15 protein-coding genes are annotated in these 25,279 nt (G+C 46.8%); 13 read left to right on the top strand and 2 right to left on the bottom strand.

The window, feature by feature from the left end; genetic code table 11:
- The first annotated feature begins 288 nt into the window (after positions 1 to 288).
- The 13 genes from JUB15_RS18515 to JUB15_RS18455 all read left to right on the top strand — a co-directional run bounded on the left by JUB15_RS18515 (position 289) and on the right by JUB15_RS18455 (position 21,638).
- The gene (locus tag JUB15_RS18515) at positions 289 to 2,730 is read left to right on the top strand and encodes a TonB-dependent receptor (protein ID WP_242696415.1); all 2,442 of its coding nucleotides are present in this window, start codon (positions 289 to 291) and stop codon (positions 2,728 to 2,730) included.
- A gap of 579 nt (positions 2,731 to 3,309) precedes the next feature.
- Entirely contained in the window at positions 3,310 to 4,467 is a 1,158-nt protein-coding gene (locus tag JUB15_RS18510; RefSeq protein WP_242696414.1) for a Fe(II)-2OG oxygenase family protein, read from the top strand.
- Positions 4,468 to 4,478: 11 nt separating this feature from the next.
- A complete protein-coding gene (locus JUB15_RS18505; RefSeq protein WP_207513985.1) occupies positions 4,479 to 6,029 on the top strand; it encodes a pyridoxal phosphate-dependent decarboxylase family protein in 1,551 nt (516 codons plus the stop codon).
- The gene (locus tag JUB15_RS18500; protein ID WP_207513984.1) at positions 5,983 to 8,406 is read left to right on the top strand and encodes a GNAT family N-acetyltransferase; all 2,424 of its coding nucleotides are present in this window, start codon (positions 5,983 to 5,985) and stop codon (positions 8,404 to 8,406) included. Before JUB15_RS18505 ends, JUB15_RS18500 begins: the two co-directional genes overlap by 47 nt.
- A 71-nt stretch (positions 8,407 to 8,477) precedes the next feature.
- On the top strand, positions 8,478 to 9,797 hold the full coding sequence (locus tag JUB15_RS18495; RefSeq protein ID WP_207513983.1) for a lysine N(6)-hydroxylase/L-ornithine N(5)-oxygenase family protein: 1,320 nt from the start codon (positions 8,478 to 8,480) through the stop codon (positions 9,795 to 9,797).
- Positions 9,798 to 9,814: 17 nt separating this feature from the next.
- Entirely contained in the window at positions 9,815 to 11,656 is a 1,842-nt protein-coding gene (locus JUB15_RS18490; protein ID WP_207513982.1) for an IucA/IucC family protein, read from the top strand.
- The gene (locus tag JUB15_RS18485) at positions 11,643 to 13,070 is read left to right on the top strand and encodes an MATE family efflux transporter (protein ID WP_207513980.1); all 1,428 of its coding nucleotides are present in this window, start codon (positions 11,643 to 11,645) and stop codon (positions 13,068 to 13,070) included. Before JUB15_RS18490 ends, JUB15_RS18485 begins: the two co-directional genes overlap by 14 nt.
- Positions 13,071 to 13,160: 90 nt before the next feature.
- Positions 13,161 to 13,406, top strand: a complete 246-nt coding sequence (locus tag JUB15_RS18480) for an acyl carrier protein (protein ID WP_207513979.1) — start codon at positions 13,161 to 13,163, stop codon at positions 13,404 to 13,406.
- A gap of 76 nt (positions 13,407 to 13,482) precedes the next feature.
- The gene (locus JUB15_RS18475; RefSeq protein WP_207513978.1) at positions 13,483 to 14,850 is read left to right on the top strand and encodes an AMP-binding protein; all 1,368 of its coding nucleotides are present in this window, start codon (positions 13,483 to 13,485) and stop codon (positions 14,848 to 14,850) included.
- A gap of 500 nt (positions 14,851 to 15,350) precedes the next feature.
- Positions 15,351 to 18,302 (top strand): SusC/RagA family TonB-linked outer membrane protein, encoded by a 2,952-nt coding sequence (locus JUB15_RS18470; RefSeq protein ID WP_207513977.1) that lies wholly within the window; start codon positions 15,351 to 15,353, stop codon positions 18,300 to 18,302.
- 24 nt (positions 18,303 to 18,326) lie between these two features.
- A complete protein-coding gene (locus JUB15_RS18465) occupies positions 18,327 to 19,646 on the top strand; it encodes a RagB/SusD family nutrient uptake outer membrane protein (RefSeq protein WP_207513976.1) in 1,320 nt (439 codons plus the stop codon).
- A 109-nt stretch (positions 19,647 to 19,755) separates the two neighbouring features.
- The gene (locus tag JUB15_RS18460) at positions 19,756 to 20,127 is read left to right on the top strand and encodes a DUF4870 domain-containing protein (protein ID WP_207513975.1); all 372 of its coding nucleotides are present in this window, start codon (positions 19,756 to 19,758) and stop codon (positions 20,125 to 20,127) included.
- A gap of 167 nt (positions 20,128 to 20,294) precedes the next feature.
- Complete coding sequence (locus JUB15_RS18455) at positions 20,295 to 21,638, top strand: alkaline phosphatase family protein (RefSeq protein ID WP_207513974.1); 1,344 nt, start codon at positions 20,295 to 20,297, stop codon at positions 21,636 to 21,638.
- 52 nt (positions 21,639 to 21,690) lie between these two features.
- Here JUB15_RS18455 and JUB15_RS18450 read toward each other — a convergent pair whose 3' ends face one another.
- Both JUB15_RS18450 and JUB15_RS18445 read right to left on the bottom strand, forming a co-directional pair.
- Positions 21,691 to 23,319: a sialidase family protein gene (locus JUB15_RS18450; RefSeq protein WP_242696413.1), complete on the bottom strand. Its 1,629-nt coding sequence runs from the start codon at positions 23,317 to 23,319 to the stop codon at positions 21,691 to 21,693.
- Between the two features lie 85 nt (positions 23,320 to 23,404).
- Complete coding sequence (locus tag JUB15_RS18445; protein ID WP_207513972.1) at positions 23,405 to 25,228, bottom strand: RagB/SusD family nutrient uptake outer membrane protein; 1,824 nt, start codon at positions 25,226 to 25,228, stop codon at positions 23,405 to 23,407.
- Positions 25,229 to 25,279: the final 51 nt, after the last annotated feature.

Below are 25,279 nucleotides of genomic sequence, written 5' to 3'. Positions count from 1 at the left end.
TAACAATGCGTAATTAATACCACATTGGTATCCAGTTACGACTAACAACAATACTTACCCTGGCAGTAATGATCAGTGCCGGTTGACAGGATAAGTATGACAAAACTGTTAATACCTTTTCCAACTATTTACCTGTTTATCGTACCTGCGCTGTAACGGAAGGAGAACCAAACACAGTGCAGTGTATCCCTAAACAGGTTCTTTTTTATTATTAACAGTTGAAAGCTTCCCTGCACACACTCATTTTATATAAATCAACTATACGAAAGATAGCACCAAGCACACTATATGAAAAACAAAATGAAACGCAGCACCAGACTCTTCCTGATGTTATTTTTTATTACGGGTTTGCCTGTAGCCTTGCTGGCCCAGCAGGGCGTTCTGCAGGGAAAAGTAACTACTTCAGACGGCAAACCGGCAGAAGGGATTACCGTTGGCCTTGCGAATAAAAGAATAGCAACGGCCACCAACCGGCAGGGTGAATACAAACTAGCCGGTATCAAACCCGGCAATCACACCATCCGCATCACTGCTGTAGGGGTAAAACCGATCGACAAAACCGTCACTGTCAACGAAGGCGAGATCATCGTAACCGATTTTGTATTGACCGAAGATCATGCGACCCTGCAGGAAGTAGTGATCGCTGCCGCTAAGAACAAACACCGCGGCAACGGCAGTGAAACCGTGGCCAAAATGCCATTGAGCCGCCTGGAAAATCCACAGGTATATACTTCCCTGTCGAAGGATCTGATCAGGGAACAGATTATTACCGATTTCGGGAATATTTTGAAGAACACGCCCGGCCTGTATAAGATCCAGGGCAATCGTGGTATCAATACAGATGGCGCAACCTATTATACCGTACGGGGTTTTCGTACCGAGGTTTCCATGATCGACGGTGTTCCCGGACAAACCAATGGCGAAATGGATCCTGCCAATGTAGAAAAGATTGAAGTGTTGAAAGGCCCCTCTACTACTTTGTATGGCGGCGCCGTAACATCTTTAGGTGGCCTTATCAATATTATAACTAAGAAACCGATCGATACATTGGGTGGTGAGATATCGTATAGCACCGGTAGTTATAATCTCAATCGTTTAACCGCCGATATCTATGGTCCCGTCAATAAAGACAAAAACGTATTATTCCGCCTGAATGCGGCTTATCAGAACCAGCAGAGCTGGCAGGATGCCGGTTTCAGAAAATCCCTGCTCATAGCACCATCAGTGGAGATCCGCGCCACCAATCAATTCAAAATTAACCTGAACGCCGAGTTCTATAATGCTGAAATGACGAGTCCTTCCGTGATATTTCTCAACCGTAGCCGGCAATTTGTAGCCCGTACTCCTGATGAGCTGGGCTTCAACTGGAAACGGTCATATACCACCAATGACCTCACCATGAAAACGCCCACCACCAATATGCGGGCCATTGGTACCTATAAAATAAACAACAACTGGACTTCCCAAACGATCCTCAGCAACAATACCCGCAAATCTGACGGTTATTATCAATATGCGTTCATTCGCAAGGCTACTGATGATTCGCTGGAGCGCAATATATCATTACAGAATACCATTAATTCTACACTCGATCTACAACAGAACTTTACCGGACATTTCAGCACCGGCGCCATCAAACACCGGCTGTTGGCAGGGCTTGATTATGTGAGAACGAAGGTGAACAATGACAATTCGCCCTATATTGTTTTCGATTTTGTAAATGGCACTGATCTTCTCGACAAAAACTATGGAAAGATCTCCCGCTATGCTGTGGATCAGCGGATAGCAGCATCCGCAGATCAGGGCACCCGCAACCACACCACAACTGAAATATACAGTGCTTATGTTTCGGACGTAGTGAACATCCTCGATAATTTAATTGCCATGGTGAGTTTGCGGGTAGACGGCTTCGACAGTAAAGGCACCCGTAATCATTATGCAGACACCACGCAGGCAAACACCAAATACTATCAGTCAACTTTTTCACACAAATATGGTCTGGTATATCAGCTGGTTGAAAATAAAGTATCGCTGTTCACCAATTACATGAATGGTTTTATTTACCTGCAACCTATCTCTCAGCCAATTACGCCCATGGGTACCCCTTCAGGTGTTATGAAACCACAGCATGCCGATCAGTTTGAGGGTGGCATTAAGCTCGAACTGCTTAACAACAGGCTGAATGTTACGGCAAGCTACTATGACATAAAAGCCACAAACATGTCGCGGGTTGAGCCAACTGTCATAGAGAATAAAACCTATAATATTACTGTTCAGGATGGCACTCAATACAGCAAAGGGTTTGAGGTTGAAGTGCAGGCAAGCCCCGTTGATGGCCTGAACATCCTGGCTGGATACAGCTATAATGACAGCAAATTAACCAGGGCAACCGCAGCCGTTAATGGAAGACGTCCGGCCTTTGCAGGGCCGCGTAACCTGGCCAATGCGTGGATCAGCTATACGTTGCCAACCGGCATTTTAAAAGGATTAGGCATTGGCGTTGGTGGCAATTATGTAGATGAACACCTTACAGCCAATTCGACTGCTACGGGCATATTCACTTTGCCTTCCTATACCTTAATAAACGGCACCGTCTTCTATGATGCGCGCTGGTACCGCCTCGGCATCAAGATTGATAACGCCACCAACGAAGAATACTTTGTTGGACAGGGGGTGTTAAGTCCGCAAATGCCGCGCTCGTTCACCGCTAACGTTACTATTAAATTCTAGCCTCTTTTCTTCCGTACACGATACAGTACTATTTTTATTGTGAATGGTCTGGGTAAATAACCCGGACCATTATTTTTTATGTCTACCTTATTATACAATGCCCCTAATGTATGTTATCACAATGTAACCATTGTGTAAATGTGAAAATTATTTCCTCATCGCGTAACCGAATAATTGATTTAGTTTTTAAATTGCGTGACATTTTTCTTCTCCTTCCAATTATAATGCTATCATCACCATTGTTATATTACGGCTTTGTCCGATAATATAACAAACAGGGTTTGCCTGATTCACTGTTAAAATACTTATTCGCTTAAGGCCAAACGCTACGCAGAACGCAAGTTCCCCTGGGAATACTATGCCTAAAACTGCATAATGCGTAACTCTGAAAGAGTGCCCTTCAGAGAACGGGATCATTATGCCTGTAGAGCCGTATTGAATTTAAACGCTGAAAACAACACACATTTCAGCGATCGAACACGTATGCCTATTCTGTATTAAGCGGTCGGCGTTTGTATTTGGCGTTAGGCGTTGAGCGTTCAGCTTATTATGAAACCATTAAACATAAAATCAGAAAACATGGAAACAATTACCGCATCTGCCCGCCAACAGGCTGCTATACCAACGCAGGCCGACAGGCAGTTGATAACAGGACCCGGCGCACAGCCGCCACCAATGGGTCCACTGATCATTGACGTTACCCCGAGAGAAAGAACAGCTATTTCAAATGTGGCGAATATCTTATCAAAAGCATTCGGCCATTACGAACACCCCGACTATATCTCTTCCCTGCACCTGAATGCGTTCCAACTGTTGCCCGAACGCATTGCCGGTTTACTGAGCCGCTTTGGCGCCGATTTTTCGCGTAACCAATATGGCGCCCTGGTCTTCAGAGGACTTACTGATGTTGACCAGGATGCGTTGGGTCCTACTCCACCTTCCTGGAAAGAAACTGATTATAGCAAGCTGATCAAATATGGTTTCATATGTTCGCTGCTGCATGGTGCTATCCCATCCAAACCGGTACAATATTATGCACAACGCAAAGGCGGTGGCCTGCTGCATGCCGTTATACCCGATGAAAAAATGAATTATACGCAAACGGGTTCCGGCTCCCGGACCGATCTGTTTGTACATACCGAGGATGCTTTTTTATTTAACCAGGCCGACTTCCTCAGCTTTCTGTTCCTGCGCAATGAAGAACGGGTACCCTCTACGTTGTATTCCATCCGTTCGCATGGCGATACGAATGAGATCATGGAAGAACTGTTCAAGCCGATTTATAAGTGTCCGAAAGATGCCAACTATAGTGATGAAGAAAATACGGAAGATGTAACCACATCTGTATTATATGGCAACCGGAAAAGACCTTTTATCCGTTTCGATGCGGCTGAACAGATCTTCAATGAAAAAGCCGGCCAATCGCCCGAAGCCATGCATAACCTCGTGCGCTTCTGGGAAGAAGCAAAGAAGCTGATCAACAACAGTTTCATTCCCGAGTCAGGCGATCTCATTTTTGTGAACAATCATCTATGTGCGCATGGCCGGAATTCCTTTATTGCCGGTTATCGCAATGACAACGGGCAGATGGTAAAATGTGAACGCCGGTTGATGCTGCGCATGATGAGTAAAACCAGCCTCATCAACATCAGGTCGGTCACCCAAACCGATGACCCCTACTTCATTATGGAAGAACACTACGGCAAACTTTTTAACAATGGTCCTTCACAACAATAATCAACGCACCAATGGAAAAACAAACCTTGATCTCTGCAGTTGCTACGGAATTGCCCGAACATGAAATGGAGGATACCGCCTGTAACGAGCTGTTTTATGAAAGAACAGAAACGGAATACCGGCTGGCCATCAGGGCAGCAGCCGAACAGGTTTCGGGCTTTTTAAAGAATACAAAAAAGCCGTTCAGTGGAATAAAGCCAGCTGCCTTGCTGGCTGAATTTGATAATATCCGTTTTGATGATCCGCTGCCGGATTATAAAAGCCTGTTTGAAGAAGTGAATGCGCTGTACATCAAACATGCCACTGCCTTCCATTTACCGCAATACATTGCCCATTTGAATTGCCCGGTGGTAATACCTGCACTGGCCGCCGAAGTGATCATCAGCGCTATTAATTCGTCGCAGGACACTTACGATCAAAGCGCCGGCGGCACCTTCATGGAACGCCGCCTGATCGACTGGACAGGCCAACAGATCGGTTATGACAGCCAGTGCGATGGCGTATTTACCGGTGGCGGTTCCCAAAGTAATATGATGGGCTTATTACTGGCCCGGGATCATTACGCTTTGACTTATTTAGATCATAATATCAAATTGCAGGGACACCCGGCCAATGCCAACCGCTTTCGCATCTTCGTGTCGGAAAAGGCGCATTTCAGCAACCAGAAAAATGCATCGCTCATGGGGCTCGGCGAGCAGGCCATCGTAAAAGTAGCTACTGATGACCGGTTCCGCATGGATGCTACCTTACTGGAACAGGCTATTCATCATGAAATTGAAAACGGCAATATTCCCATTGCGATCGTGGCTACTGCGGGCACTACCGATTTCGGGAACATCGATCCGTTGCAGGACATAACCCGGATTGCCGGGCAATTCAACCTGTGGGTTCATGTTGATGCGGCTTATGGCTGCGGTTTACTGCTATCGGAGAAATACAGGTACCTGTTAAATGGCATTGAACTGGCCGACTCTATAACCATCGATTATCACAAATCGTTCTTTCAACCCATCAGCAGCAGCGCCTTCCTGGTAAAGAACAAACTGCACCTGAACATCATCAGGCACCATGCTGATTACCTGAATCCGAAGGAGCAGGACTATGATGAACTGCCGGCGCAGATCAATAAATCCATTACCCAAAGTACCCGCCGCTTCGATGCATTGAAGCTGTGGTTCACCTTACGGCTCCTTGGCAAACAAAAGCTGGGCTGGTATACCGACAGGATCATTGATACCACGGAAGAGGCCGCATGTATGATAGAAGCATCGGCGCATTTTGAGCTGTTAAGCCATTCTGATCTGGGCGTCCTCGTATTTCGTTATCTGCCACAACAGGCAAGTGCTATCGACACCTGCGCCATGAACCAACATATCAAACAAACGATGTTCTTTAACGGCGAGGTGCTCGTAGCCAGCACCCGGGTGAACGGCCGATTCTATTTGAAATTCACCATCCTGAATCCACTCACGACCATTCAACACATTCAAAACATTTTAACAATCATAAAGAAGCATGGAAAAGATTATGAGCAACGCCACCTCGTTGCAGCAAAAAGCTGAGCAGCTCAATTATACGACGCTCATCAATAGTTTTTGCCGCGAGTTCAGCAACTGGAGCCGCTATGAAGGCATACCCAGGTATGATGAAGGTTTGGCTGACTGGTTCCGCTTTACCGGGTTTACCATGCATGTGCGCATCGATTTCACTTCCATAGGATCAGAAATATTCATCCCGTTGAAATATTATTCGGAAACCGGTAATCACCAATTCTATTTTCCGGTGGCAGAAAAAGACGTGGCTACCAACTGTATCAATGAGATCAGTCCATTCCGCTTCCTCGAACTGGTTACTCAATATGCAACAACTTCCTATCCGGAGGCGGAAGCAAGCCGCACGGCGTTGCTGATGCAGAATAGTATAAATAACCTGGAAATATTTCTCGACAGGTTTGAAACGAATCGTCCGCCCATTAATCAGGCAAAACAATCGTTTATTCAAGCAGAACAATCCCTGTTGACAGGACATAATTTACATCCGCTTACAAAAACAAGAGAGGGCTTTACCACAGACGATCTGCTGCAGTATTCGCCCGAAACGCAGGCCCGTTTTCCTTTATATTATTTTTTAATTCACCCCGACTATGTAATAGAAAAAAGTACGGAGGCAGCCCTGCCCTGCGACTGGTTGAAACAGGAATTGCTGGCAGGTGAACTGGCACAGCCGGTAAAGGCAATGATCCGCGAGTATTATGATTACAAAGTAGTGCCCGCACATCCCTGGGAAGCGCGTTACCTGTTGCAACAACCGGCAGTACGCGAAATGCAGGCCAAAGGTTTCCTGCACAGCATAGGAGAAACCGGTATGGCCTATGCGCCTACATCGAGCGTACGCACTGTTTACCACGAACAAAGCGACTGGATGTATAAGCTGTCGCTGCATGTAAAGATCACCAACTCTTACCGGGTGAATTACCCGCATGAATTGTACCGCGGATATGATGCCGCCCGGTTGATGAAAACCAGCTGGGGAAAGGCTTTGCAGCAGCAATATCCTACAGTGGAATTTATAACTGATCCGGCGTATATCATGGTCACCTGGAATGGAGCCGTTATTGACGGTTTTACGACCAGTGTTCGCCGGAATGTCTTCAAAGCGCAACATGCCAACAAAAATGTGTCGCTGGTAGCTGCCCTGTGCCAGGATGGAGTTACAACCGAGGCGCCAAGGATCGTACAGATCATGGAGGAAGCAGCGAAACGCCGCAATCGATCTGTTGCCGAAACAGCAGTTGACTGGTTCAAAAAATACCTGCTGGTTTGTGTTAAACCGCTGATCGGTATTTTTAATGAATTTGGTTTAGGCAGCGAATACCACCAGCAGAATATTTTGCTGGAAATGGATGACCATGGTTTCCCTGCTAAAATTTATTTCCGCGACAACCAGGGATTCTTTTTCCGCGAGGGAAAAGTGAACGAATTGTTACAGGCCATTCCTGATTTTGGCGAAAACAGCCGCTCTTTCATTCCCGAAGAACGTATGTACAGGTACTGGGACCATTACCTCATCTCTAATAACCTGTTCGGTATTATAAGCGCCTTTGGGCGGAATCAACTGGCCAGTGAGATCAGCCTGCTGCATTTGACCTATGAATTATTGTCATCCCTAAGCGATACAGATTCAACGGGCCTGTCGAATCATTTTCTTACCAGCGTTAGACTGAACACCAAAGGAAACCTGCTTACCAGCATCAATAATATGGACGAAGCAAGTGCGCCAAGAACAAATCCGGCTGTTTATCGCGCCTACTACAACCCATTGCATAAATATTTCTTTAGTGATACCCTCATCCGGCCCGCTTCAAAAGACATTTTCTACAGCCGGTACTTTGCGAAGGAGAACGTAACCATCAGCCTGCGGCCTATTGACCTCGATCGCGACCTGGAAATGCTGCATGAATGGTTCCATCGCGAACACGCCATTAAGATCTGGCAAATGAACTGGCCCATCAGTAAGATGGAAACGTATTACCGCACGCTGTTACCCGGCGATATGTTGTATGCTTATATCGGGGAAGCCAATGGCGAGCCCAGCTTTTACTTCGAAGTGTACTGGGCCGTTCGCGATCTGGTAGGCGAATACTATGATGTATTGCCCACCGACTATGGCACACATCAATACATTGCGCCGGTTGATCCGAAAAAGAAATACGTCTCCCCTTCTACCCAATGTATGGTTGATTACGTGTTTGCGCAGCCGCAGGTAGGAAAAATGGTAGGCGAAGGCTCGGTTGATTCCCTGGCTTCCCTTATGAACAAACTGCATGTAGGGTTCAGGGTAGAAAAAGTAATAGAAATGCCGCACAAAAAAGCCAATCTCAATTTCTGTTTCCGTGAATGGTTCTGGGCAAAATTTCCGCAATACAAGCCGAATGCTTAACGCTGGTTTGCGTTCCGCGTTTAGCGTTTTGCGTTTGTTTAGATGAGATTAACCTTAAAAAGAGAAACTAAATGAAAATATATTCCCTAATAGGTATTGGCATTGGACCGTTCAACCTGGGACTGGCAGCCCTGATAGAACCAGTGGCAGGTGTAAGCGCCTTATTTTTCGACCAGTCTGAATCGTTCGACTGGCATCCGGGATTAATGTTGCCCAACGCTACCCTGCAGGTGCCATTTATGGCCGACCTGGTGACCCTGGCCGATCCAACCAACAAATACAGCTTCCTGAATTTCTGTAAACACACCGGCAGGATCTATCCCTTTTATATTCGCGAGAATTTCAACATTCTGCGTAAAGAATACAATTGTTATTGCCAGTGGGTGGCCACCCAATTGACTAACTGCCGCTTTGGCCATGAAGTGATCGCCATTGATTTTGTAAATGATCTGTATGAGGTAACAGTGCGGCGTTCGAAAACCGGCAGTCCTGAAACCTTTTATGCGGAACGGTTGGCCCTGGGAACGGGTACGCAACCATATATGCCGCCCTTCATCGATGGGAGCCAATTGCCCGGTGTCATTCATACCTCGCAATACCTGCCTTTCAAAAACAAATTGCTGAAAAGTGGGTCAGTGGCCGTGATCGGGTCCGGACAAAGCGCTGCTGAAATTTTCCAGGATTTGTTGCCGGCCACGGCGCAGGGTTTGCAACTGAGCTGGTTCACCCGGTCGCCCCGCTTTTACCCAATGGAATATTCAAAGCTTACACTCGAATTAACGTCGCCGGAATACGTGGATTATTTCTATAAGCTGCCCGAAGAAAGGCGTAAGCAATTATTGTCGAAACAGAACTCATTATACAAAGGCATCAACTATGATCTTATCAACGACATATTTGACCAGTTATACGAAATGAGTGTGGGCAATGTTTCCCTCCCTGTGAACATCAGATCGAACATGCGGCTGGAAAAGATCACGACGGCCGCGGAAAAAAACAGGTATGAGCTGTTCTTCACGGAAACCGATCAACAGGAACCGTATCGATGCCAGGCCAGCTACGTTGTACTGGCAACGGGTTACAAATACCGCGAACCGGCTTTTCTGCAAGGCATAACGGAACGCATCAACCGCCAACCGGATGGTTTATTCCAGGTACAGCGCGATTACACCATCGATGTGAACGGCGATGAAATATTTGTGCAAAATGCTGAACTGCATACCCATGGCTTTGTAACGCCCGACCTGGGCATGGGCGCCTATCGCAATGCACATATCATTAATAAAGTAACCGGCCGCGAAGTATATCACATTGAAAAGCGTATCGCCTTCCAGACCTTCGGCACAGAGAAAGTAGAAGAACTGTTACCGGTAGACAGCCATACGATTTGACCAATAAACGAAAAACTATGATCATTACACCATTGGCGGGCACAGCCCCGCTTCAAAAAGACGTTTGGCAAAAAGTGAACAACCGGCTGCTGGCGAAAAGTCTGGCCGAACTGATGCACGAACAGGTAGCTCAACCCGCGATCTTGTCGGCAGATGAAGATGGCCGAACCTGTTTTCAGTTAGCGACCGATCAAGCTCATATTCATTATACGTTTGCAGGGTATAAACGGCAGCTCGACTACTGGCATATTGAAGCCGACAGCATACTACGCCATGATAATGACGTAGCAGCCGTTGCCACTGACGCGCCGCTCTTCTTCGTTGAATTGCAACACACTTTTGGCATAAGCTCATTTACCCTGGCGCATTATGTAGAAGAGTTGTTACACACGCTGTATGCCGATGCTTATCTGTTGGCAAAAGGCCGCTTAAAAGCCGGTCAGCTGGCACAGGCCGATTACCAGACTGTTGAACATCAAATGGACGGTCATCCCTGGGTGATCGTTAATAAAAGCCGCCTGGGATTTAATTATGAAGATTATAGGCGGTATGCACCAGAGGCAAACCAGACCATTCAACTCAACTGGCTTGCCGCGCATAGAAGCCGGGCTGCATTCCGCAGCCTGGATCATATTCAGGAACGATCTTTCTTCGACCAGGAACTGGGCGAGGCAACCATAGCAGAATTCAACGCCATCATTGCCGGTTATGGTGTTGATCCGGCTGAATATACATTCATTCCGGTACATCCCTGGCAATGGAACAACAAACTGTTGATGCAATACGCCGCCGACATAACCAGCCGCCTGATCATACCGCTGGGAATGAGCGGCGACAGCTACTCACCGCAGCAAAGCATCCGCACTTTTTATAATAACAGTCAGCCCCGGAAGCATTACGTCAAAACCGCCATTTCTATCTTAAGCACGGGAAATATAAGAGGGCTTTCACCAAAACAAATGGCCATTGCGCCCCGCGTAACCAGCTGGGTGCTGAACATGCTGCAACAGGATGCCTACCTCCGGCAACTGGGCCTGGTATTACTGGGCGAAGTGGCTACAGTGAGCTATACACATCCTTACTATCATGCGATCGTTGATCCGCCTTATCAGTATAAAGAATATCTCGGGGTGTTGTGGCGCGAAAGCGCGACAAAATATCTGCAACCCGGTGAACGCATCATTACCATGGCTGCGCTGTTATATGTCGATGAAAACAACAACTCCCTGGTGGGAGAACTGGTAAAACGGTCGGGCCTTACTACAGAAGCATGGATGCACGCTTACCTCAACGCCTATTTGAAACCATTATTACAGATTTATTACCAGCATGCATTGTGCGTAACTCCTCATGGAGAAAATATCATCCTGGTGCTGAAAGAGGATGTGCCTGTACGCATCATCATCAAGGATTTTGTAGATGATATTGTGCTTACAGAAGAAGCCAGGGAAAAACTGCCCGGGGAACTGGCGGAAGGCATGATCGCTTCTTCCAATAAGGAAAATGTACCGTTGTTTATCCTGCTGGGCGTTTTTGACGCATTTTTCCGGTACCTGGGTAATGTGTTGCATGCCTATGCCGGGTACCATGAAAACGAATTCTGGCAACTGGTGTATGATGTAATACTCGAGTACCAGGCGGCCCACCCGGCGCTGGTGCAGAAATTCGAAAAATACGATCTGTTCGTGCCGGAGTTCAAGCGGTTTTACATCAACAGCGTACGATTATTGGGCAATGCGTACCAAGAAAAGACCAGCTTTGCCATTCCCCGGAAAGGCGGCACCTTGCAAAACCCATTATATGCCATCAAACAGCAGGCACCTGAAGTATCCTCCTACAACAATCATGAAATTGTATAAAGAAAAAATAAAGGCGGCTTTTAACTACAGCGGCAATATCGTCCACCTGATGAAGCTGGCTATATCGGGAAAGGAAAAACAGTTTACTACGGGCGGCATTAACCGGTCGATCCTGTTGCTGGCTGTGCCCATGGTACTGGAACTTGTGATGGAATCGCTGTTTGTTTGCGCCAACCTGTTCTTTATAAGCAGACTGGGCGCCCATGCCATTTCCATTGCAGGCACCACCGAATCGGTGATCAGTTTTGCTTATTCCGTGTCCATCGGATTAAGCGTATCCGCTTCCTCCATTATCTCAAGACGTATTGGCGAGAAAAAACCAAAAACAGCAGGCCTCACGGCCATGCAGGTGATCTATACCGGCCTGGCCATTTCACTGGTTATTAGTACCGTCTCCTGTGTGTTTTACCGCGAGATCTTGATCTGGATGGGTTTACAGCAAGCGCTAATCGATGAAGGCAGTTTGTTCTGCCGCATCATGTTTGGCAGCACACTGTTCATTATCCTGCGCATTGCCGTTAATGGCATCTTTCGCGGGTCAGGCGATGCGGCCCTGGCCATGCGCACGCTTTGGATCTCAAATGGCCTCAATATCCTCCTTTGTCCCCCGCTGATCCTTGGCTGGGGACCTGTGCCGCCATTGGGTTTAACAGGTGCTGCGCTGGCAACAGCCATTGCGCGTATGGCAGGCGTAGGATATCAGGCCTGGTACCTGTTGAAGGGTAAAACAATTATCACTATCGGGAAAGCACAGTTGCTGCTGGTGCCGGTTATTATTCAAAAGATCATGAAACAGGCCGCTGGCGGCACCTTGCAATACATGATACCCGCATCGAGCTGGATGTTCATGATCAAGATCGTGTCGCATTTCGGCCCCAATGCCTTGGCGGGTTATATTATCGCGCAACGGGTGGCATCAGTAGCCACCATGCCTGCCTGGGGCATAGGGAATGCGGCCGGGGTATTGACCGGACAAAACCTCGGCGCGAAACAACCTGAACGGGCGGTACAAACGGTATGGAAAGCCGGGTCGGTAAATATGTGTTACCTGGTAGCAGTAGCCATTTTCTGGTTTTTTGCTGCCCGGCCGGTAGTATCGCTGTTCTCCGATGTACCAGAGGTGATCAGCTACAGCATCTTATATATACGGTTCATCTCCATGGCGTATATCCTGCTTGGTTATACGATGGTGATCTCCCGGTCACTGAATGCCGCCGGTGACATTAAACAGGTATCGCTGCTGTACATTCTCATGTTCTATATAACCCAATTACCGCTCGCCTGGCTGCTGGGTATTGGATTGAATTGCGGCCCTAAAGGCATTTTTATAGCCATTCTCATATCTGAGCTGGTGCTGGCAATAGCCTGCATCATCGTTTTCAGAAAAGGGAAATGGAAAAAGATAAAAGTGTAAAGGTACAAAGCGCAAGGCGTAAGGCTTAAGACTCAAGGCTCAAGGCTCAAGGCGCAAGACATAAGTATCAAACCATAAAAAAAAATCGTTATGCACACACAACAACATTTGCAGGAAGTGATCGCCAAAGCATTTGGCATTACCGCCAACGACATAACCGACGAGCTGGAATACCAAAGTATACCGGAATGGGATTCCGTATCGCACCTGGTACTCGTCACTGAATTGGAAACCGCTTATAGCATCACCATCGAAATGGAAGATGTGCTCACCATGGGCAGTATAACCAAAATAAAAGAGCTGTTACAAAAATACAATGTAACAACTGCAGGTTAGCAATTTATTACCTGCAAATTCGCTGCCTTCCATTATCAAATTATCACATTATCAAATTATCACATTAGCATTAACCATGTCATTATACGAGCTCATTCAAAAGAACCGTGACCTGTTCTTTATTGATGCACAAACAGGACACGCAGTTGGCATCCGATCATTTCACCAGTCCCTGTCCATCGATGACCGGCAGGGACTGGTGTTTATTTATAGCGACAACGGAATTGGATCGGTAGAAGTATTGTTGAATTTCCTGAACAGCCGTTTCACCGTTGTAATGCTAAGCGCACAATTGCATCCATCTTTCAAACAAAACCTGGAAGAACTTTATTCGCCTTATTACATCTTTGATGCGGCCCGCCCGGCAGTATATGGCTACAATACTGTAACTGTTTCTGCTACCATTAAACTATTAAAATGTAAAAACCCGCCGGATCATCAAATCCATTCGAACATCAAAATGCTGTTAAGCACATCGGGCACTACCGGCTCACCGAAATTTGTAAAATTAAGCGACAACAACCTGGTGCAGAATGCCTGGTCGATCCTGGATTACATGCCCATAAAAAACGATGATGTGGTGCCGCTGAATGTGCCGGTTGTTTTTGTGTACGGCCTATCCATTTTCACCACCAATTGCATGGCGGCAGGCACTATAGTATGCACCAGCAAAGATCTTTTGCAGCCGGCATTCTGGACAGATTTCAGCAAATACAATTGCAGTACCATTGGCGGCGTACCCTATGTATATGAAGCTTTGCACCGCATCGGTTTTTTTAAAAAGGACCATCCGTCGCTGCGGTATATGACCCAAACGGGCGGCATTCTCAACCAGGCTTTGCGGCAGGAGATCGTTCGCTATTGCAACACCTACCATAAACAATTCATTGCCCAGTACGGACAAACAGAAGCGGCCGGCCGAATGGCATTTCTGCCCCAGGAACATCTGTTGACCAAAGCGGCCTCCATCGGCCGGCCTGTTAAGAACGGCCGGTTTGAAATAGACCCGGAAACAAGTGAACTTATCTATTATGGGCCTAATGTATTTGGAGGATACGCGAATAGTCCGGCAGACCTGAACACCTGGCAGGAAAGCAACAAACTGTACACCGGCGATGTAGCCCGCCAGGACGATGAAGGATACTATTATATAACAGGCAGAATTAAACGCATCATCAAACTGTTTGGAACCCGCCTGAATCTCGACGAGGTGGAGCTGATCCTGAAAAACGGACTGGGTGGACAAACCGTTGTTTGCACCGGCATCAATGACAAATTGCTGCAGGTATCACATGTAAACGAGCAACTGGAAGAAAGCACTATCAAACAGGCATTAAAAGATAAACTGAATATTCATCCTACGGCGGTACAGGTAAAATACATTCCTTCCATGCCGTTAACGCCGAATGGAAAGGTAGATTATACTTCGATCAGCACCGCTTAATGCATTAACTCAAAAATCCAGGTTCGCTATTTAGTTTTGGCGTAGTTAATTTTTCAGAAAAAAATAGCCAATATCTTTTAAAATTGGAAACACCCGGTCGACTACCGGCCCGGGTGTTTTTGTGTTTCCACCTAAAAACAGTTATGCGTTAGCGTTGTTACAACTACATAATTAATTTCTTTAAATAAAAAAACGCGCGCCTGCTTTTTTTGTAAGTCAGTCGCCAAATATTACCTTCATTCCCGGAAACCCCTCCCTAAAAGGGCATTTGTCACCATAATGCAGCAATTACTTGCGGCCAATTGTCTCATTTTTAAGCGCTAACTTTCGAACTGCATACTTGGCTGGCTTGGATCCCTGGCAAATACCCCTTAGCATATTGCTTTATTCTTCAATCCTCCCCTGTTAAGAATTCTTCAGGTACTTGGTATGAGACCGCTGCTTGATCAGTACCCTGACTATGATTATGATTTAATATTGTTCACCTCAAATTCATCAGCATGCAACACTCAAAACGATTGCTGTGCCTTTTCTGCTTTTTTGCTCCTGTATGGCTATTTGCGCAAATAAACGTGTCGGGTACTGTTGTCGACAGCAAAGACAATCCCATACAGTTCGCTACTGTAAAGATCCACAACTCCAACCAGGGAACCAGTACCGATGCCAATGGTAAATTCAGGATCACCTTACCGTCTGCAGGCGGGGCGCTGGAAGTTTCCTTTATTGGTTACAAAACCCAAACAGTTCCTGTTACCGGCAGCCTTTCTGATCTTATTGTCAGAATGCAGGAAGACGTAGGCCACATGGAAGAAGTAATTATAACCGGTCTGGCTTCCGCCACCAAACGCGGTAACCTTGCCCATGCAGTGGGCACCGTTTCGGCCAAACAACTGGTTGGCACAACACCGCAGGCAACGGTAGACGCTGCCCTCTATGGCAAATTCCCCGGGGCGATCGTATCAGCCAATTCCGGAGCGCCCGGAGGGGGTATTTCAATAAAGCTTCGCGGGGTTACTTCGCTGGTAGGAAACTCTCAACCACTGTTTATCGTTGACGGGGTTTATTATGACAACTCCTCTATTCAAAGTGGTACGAACTTTATCTCCAAGGCTGCCGGACAGGGAAGTACCAATTTCCAGGACAATCCTTCCAACCGCGTAGCTGATCTGGACCCCGAGGACATAGAACGTATCGAGATCCTGAAAGGAGCTTCTACCTCGGCTATTTATGGCGCCAGAGCAGCAGCCGGCGTTGTGATCATCACCACTAAAAAAGGAAGAACCGGCAAACCCAGAGTAGAACTCGGCCAATCGATCGGCTGGCAAATGCAGTTGAAGAAGCTTGGACAACGCTCCTGGGATACCTCCAAGGTACGGGCCGCTTTTGGCGCAAACGGCATCGCCGTATATAACGCCAATGAAGGAAGGACATTCGATTATGAAGACGAATTATACGGCAATGTAGGATATATGAGCAATACCCGCCTGAGCGTAAGCGGCGGCAACGAAAAAACCTCCTATTATGCCGGTGTAACTTACCGCGATGATGAAGCTATTATAAAAACTACCGGTTACCGGAAAACTTCTTTCCGGCTTAATCTCGACCAGAATGTCGCAAAATTCCTTGACCTGAGCCTGAATGCCAACTATGTTGAATCAAGTGCTGATCGCGGCTTTTTCAATAATGATAACACCAGCACTACCCTGGGTGTATCGTTTGTAGCAACGCCCTCCTGGGTTAACCTGTATCCCGATGCCAACGGTAACTATCCCAATAATCCATTAGCGCCTTCTAATTTTATCCAAACGCGTGACCTGATCACCAATAACGAAAAGGTGAACCGAATTCTATTGGGCGGAAGAGCGACCTGGACAGTATTCACCAAAGGAGGGCACGATCTTAAAGTGATCGCATTGGGAGGCCTTGACAAATACACGCTCACTACAACCGCTATTTTTCCGGCCGTGCTGCAGTTCCAAAAAGACGGAAATGGCACCAATGGTGCATTGATCTATGGAACAACCGTTGCCAACAATACGAATTTTTCTGCACTGGCAGTATATGAACTGGCGCTGGACAACGATATGCGGTTCACTACCCAGGCCGGGTATAATGGTTTTAATGTTGACCTCAACACTATTGTGAATACAGCTACCCAACTCATCGGCACACAAACAAATCTTGACCAGGCCGGCTCCATCCAGGTAGAACAGAACAAGAACATCTCAAAAGACCGTGGCTTCTTTGTTCAGGAAGAATTTAACTTCAAAGACATGTTCATTGCCACCCTGGGTCTCAGAGGCGACAAATCGAGCCGCAACGGCGATGCCGATAAACTGTATTATTATCCCAAAGCATCGGCAGCGTTTAATATTTTACCACTTACTTCATTAAAGACATTCAGCCTTTTAAAATTGCGCGGCGCCTATGGCGAAGCGGGAAACTTTGCTCCTTTTGGCGCTATTTACGCCTCGCTTGTACCGGTTAATTTTAGTGGTACCACCGGCTCGATAGTAGACGTTACCCGGGGGGCCGGTGATCTTGAACCAGAAAGACAGCGGGAACTGGAACTTGGCCTCGATGCGGGCATTCTTAACAATCGCGTAGGATTTGAATTTACCTGGTATAAGAAGGACGTGGAAGATCTGATCCTGAAAGTACAAACAACAGGTTCCGGAGGATTTTCTACGGCCTGGAAGAACGTGGCCGCCATTGAGAATAAAGGGGTTGAGATCAGTGTTAACGCCGTTCCGGTGATCACCAAAGAATGGCGCTGGAATACCCAGGCGAATTGGTGGAAGAACACCGCAAGGGTTACCAGGCTGGATGTGCCGCCCTTTAATGTAGGCGCTTTTGGCGCTTCGCTGGGTACTTATCGCATTGAAAAAGGCAAAAGCCCTACCCAGTTAGTAGGTGTCGGTGATGCATCAGATAAAGTTGATCCGGAAACCAATCTGGCCGTATTCGGTAATACAGAACCTGATTTCAATCTGGCATGGTCGAATAACGTTACCTGGAACGGCTTCGAATTGAACGTATTGATGCATTGGAAGAAAGGCGGCGATAACATTAACCTAAGTACCCTGCTGAGCGATATTTTCGGCACTTCTCCCGATTACGATAAAAGAACACTGGATCCTTCCGGTCAATTAACGGACGGACCGTACAGACTGGCTATCCAGGGCGCTACAGCGCGGCCATGGATCCAGGACGCTTCGTACTTCCGGGTTCGGGAATTAGGTTTAAGCTATACATTACCTAAGATATGGTTCAGGGATGTTGCCCGGGTAAGAGTTGGTTTTTCAGGAAGGAACCTGATCAACGTGTTTGACTATAACAGTTATGATCCGGAAGTATCCAACTTTGGAATAGATGCTATTTCCAGCAACGTGGAAGTAACGCCCTATCCTTCTTCCAAAAGTTTCCATTTTAATGTATCAGTTACCTTTTAATCAGTCACGCTTAAAAGATCGAATATGAAATTTCAAAATAAACTATACCGGCTTACAGCCCTGGCAGTTCTTTTTATTGCCGCAGGCTTGCCGTCCTGTAATGTAGACCCTATCCTCGATCCCAATAATCCCAGCATTACGGGGATTACGCAAAATGCGACAATAGGTGAATTACAGAACCTGGTAGTAGGCATAGAAGCCGGCATGAGGAACAACCTGAATAATCAATACGATGGTATCAGTGTGATCGGCAGGGAATACTACCGCTATTCCACTTCCGACCCCCGTTTTACGTCTGAACTGCTGGGAAAAGGAAGCGCTGTCCTGGATAACAATACGTTCTACACAACCAACCCTTTCAATGCGCGGTACAGGGTTGTAAAAAATACGAATATCCTGATTGAAGCATTGCAGAACACAAAAGCAACGATCAGCGATCCGCAACGTAAAGCGGCTATTGCCTATGCAAAGACCATGCAGGCGCACGAACTGCTGATGGTGCTGAATATGCAATATGAGAACGGGATCAGGGTCGACGTGGCTGATCCCGACAATCTGGGTCCTTTTCTTTCAAAGGATGAATCATTGAATGCTATTCAAAATTTGTTGAATGAAGCCAATATTGATCTGAAGGGAAATACGGTTGATCTCCCGTTCTCAACGACGCTGTTCAGTAAAAATGCCAGTGAGTTCTCAAAATTCAACCGGGCACTGGCGGCCAGGGTAGCTGTTTACCGCAGGGACTGGAACCTGGCCAATACAGCGCTGGCAGAGTCATTCCTTGATCTAAACGGTCCATTGACGGATGGCGCTTACTACCTGTTCTCAACCGGTGGCGGCGACCTGTTAAATCCGTTGTTCTTTCCACGCAACTCACCACCGGCAGAAGCACGGGTGGTGCATCCTACTTTCATAACCGATGCTGAGCCCGGCGATACCAGGCTGAGCAAAGCACCAAAGCGCACATCCACTGCCTCACAGGACGGACTGAACAGCGATTATGATTTTTATGTTTATCCAACCAATGTGGCGTCAATGCCCGTCATCAGGAATGAAGAGTTGATCCTGATCTATGCTGAAGTACAGGCGCAGTTGAATAATCCCACCAATGCAGTAGATGCTATCAACAGGATCCGTAATGCGGCTTCATTACCTGATTATACAGGGCCAACTGATCTGAATAGCCTCATTACCGAAATACTGAAACAACGGCGATATTCATTGTTTGGTGAAGGCCACCGGTGGGTTGATATGCGCCGTTATAACCGGCTGAACCAACTTCCTATCGACAGACCAGGAGACGATGTATGGCAGCAGTTTCCACGGCCAATGACTGAATTATAATTTAAAATATATGAGCTGAGTCGAAGACCCGGTGTAACTTCTGCGCCGGGTCTTCGACTTAATTATTTTAATTGCTTTTATTTTAATAATTTCATGAAAACGGAATACCATGACAAGCTCCAATCCTTCAGGCTCATTTACAGGTTCAGAGCAAACGCCTCTGTATACCCCCACAAGCGATGAGAGAACACTGGCCATTCTGTGCCATGTCCTGACCATCTTTTTCTGGATATTTCCGCCACTGATCATTTACCTGATCAAGAAGAACGAATCTACCTTTGTTACAGACCATGCGAAGGAATCCCTCAATTTCCAGATCACTTTCAGTATCGTTGCCATCGTTCTCTTCATAACCATTATCGGCATCCTGCTGTTATGGATAGTGGGCATTGTTGTGCTGGTGTTAGTTATTATCGCCACCATTAAAGCCAGTGAAAGCAAACTGTACCGTTATCCTTTTACCCTGAGACTTATTAAATAATTTCCCGTTACCGCAACACAAAAAACTATTGTTGAAATAGTACCATCCTGCTACTTCATTAGTCTATAGTAAGGTTATTTGCCGACAGGCATTAAAAACCTAACACAAAATTCATATTACCGTAAAATCACTGAATTTAATTTCGCGCTTTTATTTTATCCCTCAATATGAAGAAACTAATTTTAGCAGCAGCTGCCCTTTTAGCTTGCCGGTTATCGGGTTTTGCCCAGGAATCGCATGTGATCCTTATCAGCATAGATGGTTTACGACCTGAATTTTACAAAGACCCTTCATGGAATATGGTGCATTTAAGGCAGGGCATGGAAACAGGCGCGTATGCCGATGGCGTTGACGGCGTTTTTCCCACTGTTACCTACCCTTCTCACACCACCATGATCAGCGGTGTAAAACCATTGAAGCATGGCGTATATTATAACACACCCGCCGAACCGAATGGCGTTACCGGCAAATGGCTTTGGAACTATTCAACTATTAAAGTGCCTACCCTTTTTAGCCAGGCAAAAGAAAAAGGATTGAAGACCGCTTCCGTATTCTGGCCTGTATCGGTTGGCGGACCAGCAACCTATAATATTCCCGAATACTGGTATCTGCCCAAAGAAAAAGGACAGGAACGCGTTATGGGAAAAGCGTTGCAGGAAAATGCCAACCCGCCGGGCCTGTATGAAGAACTGGAACAATATGCTACCGGAAAAATGGATGAGCTGGACTTTAACGGCGATTACCTGGGTATGGATGAAAACTTCGCCCGCATGAGCTGTTATCTCATTCGCAAGTATAAACCTTCTTTGCTGGCGGTGCACCTGGTTACTGTAGACCATTTTGAGCACGAACAGGGCCGTGATGGTGATAAAGTAAGGGCTGCCATTGCCGGCGTCGACAGAGCTATCAAGAGCATCAGGGAGGCCGTACAAAAAGCAGGTATTGCCGATAAGACCACCTTTATTATTACGGGTGATCATGGCTTCGTGGATATTCATGCAAGCTTAACACCCAATGCGCTGCTTGCCAAAGCCGGTTTGTATGATCCGCAAAAGCCGGAAAACTGGAAAGCCTATTTTCACCCGTCAGGCGGTGCGGCATTTTTGCAGTTGAAAGACAAAAACGACAAACACACCAAAGAGAAAGTCTTGCAGTTGTTAAAAGGCCTGCCTGCGGCACAACAACAAACATTCATTATCAAGACCCGGGAAGAACTGGATGCCGTTGGCGCCGATGCTACAGCAGCATTTGCCCTGGCCGCCAAACCCGGATATACATTCAATGGCGCAGCCACCGGCGAATTCATTCGTGCAGCGAAAGGCGGCACGCATGGATTTTTTCCTGACTTCAAAGAAATTCAAACCGGCTTTGTAGCTTTTGGAAAGGGCATTAAAAAAGGAGTGGTAATACGCCAAATGGGATTGGTTGATATTGCCCCGCTGATCAGTAAATTGTTACAACTCGATCTGCCCGCTGGTGATGGTGTATTGCTGGAAGGTTTGTTAAAATAAAAGATATTAATAGGTGTTCCATACATCCGTGTGGAACACCTATTTGCATTTATCAGGGCAACAACTCCTTTAATTTTATTTTCTGAAAGACTAGGTCGCACTGGCTGCTCTCATACAGAATTCCTATTGTTTCGGCATCGATACTGGTTAAACAGGAGTATCCCCTGCTCTTCCATTCATCCAGCAGTATTTTTTTGTCAGAAGCCCAGGTGCGCCCATCATCATAACTTACTTTAATGGTCATGTGATGCCTGGTCGCTTTTGAATCGGGGTTTGCAAATAACAATACCGATCTCTTTTGGCCTTTCTTTACATAGTCATGCCGGATGATGCTGGCCATACAAACCGGTTCATGTAAAGCACCACTGCTGGTTGGATGTTCAGTCCAATCCATTCCCAGGTTTCTGGTTATGGCAATTACCCGGCCGTTGGTGTCACCAGTATCTTTATTCTTGCTGCATCGCATATTCAACATAATAGTACCATCTGACAGCTCAACCGCCATATTTTCGGTGGTGTTTTCTTTAGATGCCCGGTTGCTGGTACGCCATGTAGCGCCCCCATCTTTACTATAAGTTATATTGGAAAACGATCTTCCTGATCTATCGCGGCCCTGCGTAGGAAACACGAGCGTACCGTCGCGCAACGTGATCCCCTGCCCTGGCGCCGGCGCAAATAGCCACCAGTCCTGCTGTTTGCATTGTTGGGTAATGTTTACCGGCTTACTCCAGGTTTTACCATTGTCATCGCTTTTAACGATCAGGAACTGGGCTGTTTGCTTCACATCAAAGCCAGGCTGTGATCCCTTCTTTCTCCATTGATGATTCCAGTAGCTGCTCGTATCTGTAAGCCCTTCTATCCATTTGCCTGTAACGGAATCCAGTACCCCATGCATCCAAAGCCCCGCAATAAAAATGGTACCGGTGTTTTTATCAACCAGAATATTGGCGTCAGAAACGCCGTTGAATTTTTCCGGCAAACCACCCCATTGTCCCATATCGATGGCGATCTGCATCGGGAGCCAGGTATTGCCCCCGTCGGTGCTGCGGCTTACACCAATGTCGATATTTCCCTGCAGATCGCGGGCACTCTCCCGCCGGGCATCGTACACGGCCAGTAAGGAACCATCGTTGGCTGTTGCCAGGCCTGGAATGCGATAGGTATGCACATTGTCCTGGTTATGCTGCCGTAAAGCCATACCAGTCCGTTGTGACGTTTTTGATGCACCGGCAATGCTGGTTCTTTTACCATTCAAAACGGCGCTCACGGCGTTTACGGTTATCCGGTGCAACAACGACGCGTTGTCATGCAGCTCGACGGACATCCAGAAATAATGATCGCCCGGTGATAGTGACAGACCGCCTTTGATCACTCCTTTCTCCGCATTGCTGCTGGTAGCTCCTACCAGTGTTAACTTGTCTACATTGGCAAGGTTTCGCCTGCCGGAATCGGCGCCTGAATAAAATAACCTCACCTGTTTGATATCCGACCGGTTGGTACTTCCCGCCGTACTGAATGCCAGTTCGGTAAGGGATATCTTTTCTTTCGCCGCATTTATGTGCACATGGATACGCACAACGGGGTTGTCTTTCTTTTTTATCAATACAGGTACGTGGTAGTGTTGCTGTGAAATGACAATTTCCTGTTCTGGCGGTATGTTGCCCTGAACAAACATTGGCATCAAGCAAAGCAGGTAATTGAATAGATGTAAAATTCGCATCTCTGATCTTTAATGTTTAAGACATCCCCTTGAAGGGGGCCGGGGTTTAATACCCCGGCGCCTGCACCATGGCAAAATTCTTGTTTAATTCACTTTGGGGTATAGGAAAAATATAATACTTGTTGTCCCAGGTCCTCGTAGAGATCCTCGTTCTTGCATAAAACGTCACATCCGTTAACGCATTGCCGGCATACACATTCATGCCAGTGAATTCACCGCCCTGTCTGTCCTCGGGGGTATTCGCAGTTTTCCAGCGGCGAACATCAAAAAAACGGCAGCCTTCATAAGCCATCTCGATACATCTTTCCAGCTGGATCTGCTTGCGCATTTCCGCCTGGCTTAAGGGTGCAGACAATGGCGGTATACCGCCCCGCGTGCGGATGGCATTCAAATATTCAAGAATATCAGGATGTCCCGGATCGGATTCATTCAAAGCTTCCGCATAATTCAAATACAATTCAGCCAGGCGAATGTACATTGCAGGACGCACTACATTACCGGCGTTATTTGATAAGTTACGCGATGGATTGGTATGTTTACGCACCAGGTAACCTGTTTTTGGAAATTTTGGTTCACTGCCGTTTGCATTACCCGAATTACCGGTTGGCCAGAATTGCACATGGGTTTGTCCCGACTTGGCAACGAAAGGAACAGTAGCGCCATTAAAGGTGACCGTATTATAGAACCGGGGCTCTCGATTTATATACATGTTTGATGTTTTGGCCACATAGAATCCAGATTTCGCAGTGGCAACAAAACCCGTGTCTTTGTAATTGCTGCCTGCTTCATTGATAGATTTACCGTTGATCATTCTGAATTTATCAACCATTTCCTGTGTCACCGCTAAGGATGCATTGAATGAATTACCATTAGCCGCCCTTGGCGCCGCATCATTTTCCCAGCTTGAATAAGCTGTAACGGCGCGGGTCCAGATACCCTCTGTGCTCCAGCCGGTCAGGAACAGATCGCGATAAGAATTAAAAGCTGCCAAAAATGGATCGGCATTACTCATTCTAAAAATGTTCTTACCATTGGCTTTCGCATGGTCAATGGCGGCTTTAGCTGCCGCAGCCGCTTTGGCCCATTTACCGGCATCGTAATTGGTATTCATTAACTGTTTGCCATCCGGGTTCTTGTAGTTGGCATAATCCGGATTGCCATTGTACAATGGACTTGCATCGAACAACAGGATCTGTGACTTAACGGCACTGATCACCAGTTTGTTTATGCGGCCTGTTTGCGTGGCATCTTCTGCGCCGGTTGAGGTGACATGTTTATCAGGCACCATCTGCTGGGCAGAATCCATTTCTGCGAGCACATAATCAATACATTCACTCCAGCTATTACGTGGGATCTGGTAATCATCATTATACTTGCCCGGTTCATCACCCAGCAAAATTACAGGGCCATATACTTTCATCAGGGTCCAGTAATAATAGGCGCGCAGGAAACGCGCTTCCCCTTTGTATTGCATGATCAGTTCCCTGCCATTGGGCTCGTTCAAAAGATTCGTCTCACTATTATCAACATTCTGCATGAATACGTTGGCCATGCGAATGCCCTGGTAATTATTATTCCAGATATTAATAGTATTGGCCGGACTGAGCAGCCCGCTTGCCTGCAACGTGGCCGTATTCAGTTCGAGCTCTTCAGTAAAGCCGGCCCAGTAACGGCCGGAACCGGTTGCCGTTGACCAGGGATCGGGCAAAAAGCTGTATACCGAAGCCAGCCAGTTCTCGGTTTCGATCTTGTCTTTAAAAATATCGTCGGTAGACACCAGGTCCTGCGGAATGCTATCGAAATAACCTTTTTTGCAACCCGTGAAAGCTACCAATGCTACAAGCAATATCAATATAGGTTTATGTTTCATTTTTTGTGATTCAATTGTGAACGATGATGGTGAATCGTGAATGGGCAGTTC

It is taken from the genome of Longitalea luteola (assembly GCF_017356035.1).
Classification (GTDB): domain Bacteria; phylum Bacteroidota; class Bacteroidia; order Chitinophagales; family Chitinophagaceae; genus Niastella; species Niastella luteola.
The sequence above is the reverse complement of the archived record's forward strand: the minus strand, read 5'-3'. Positions and strand labels throughout refer to the sequence as shown.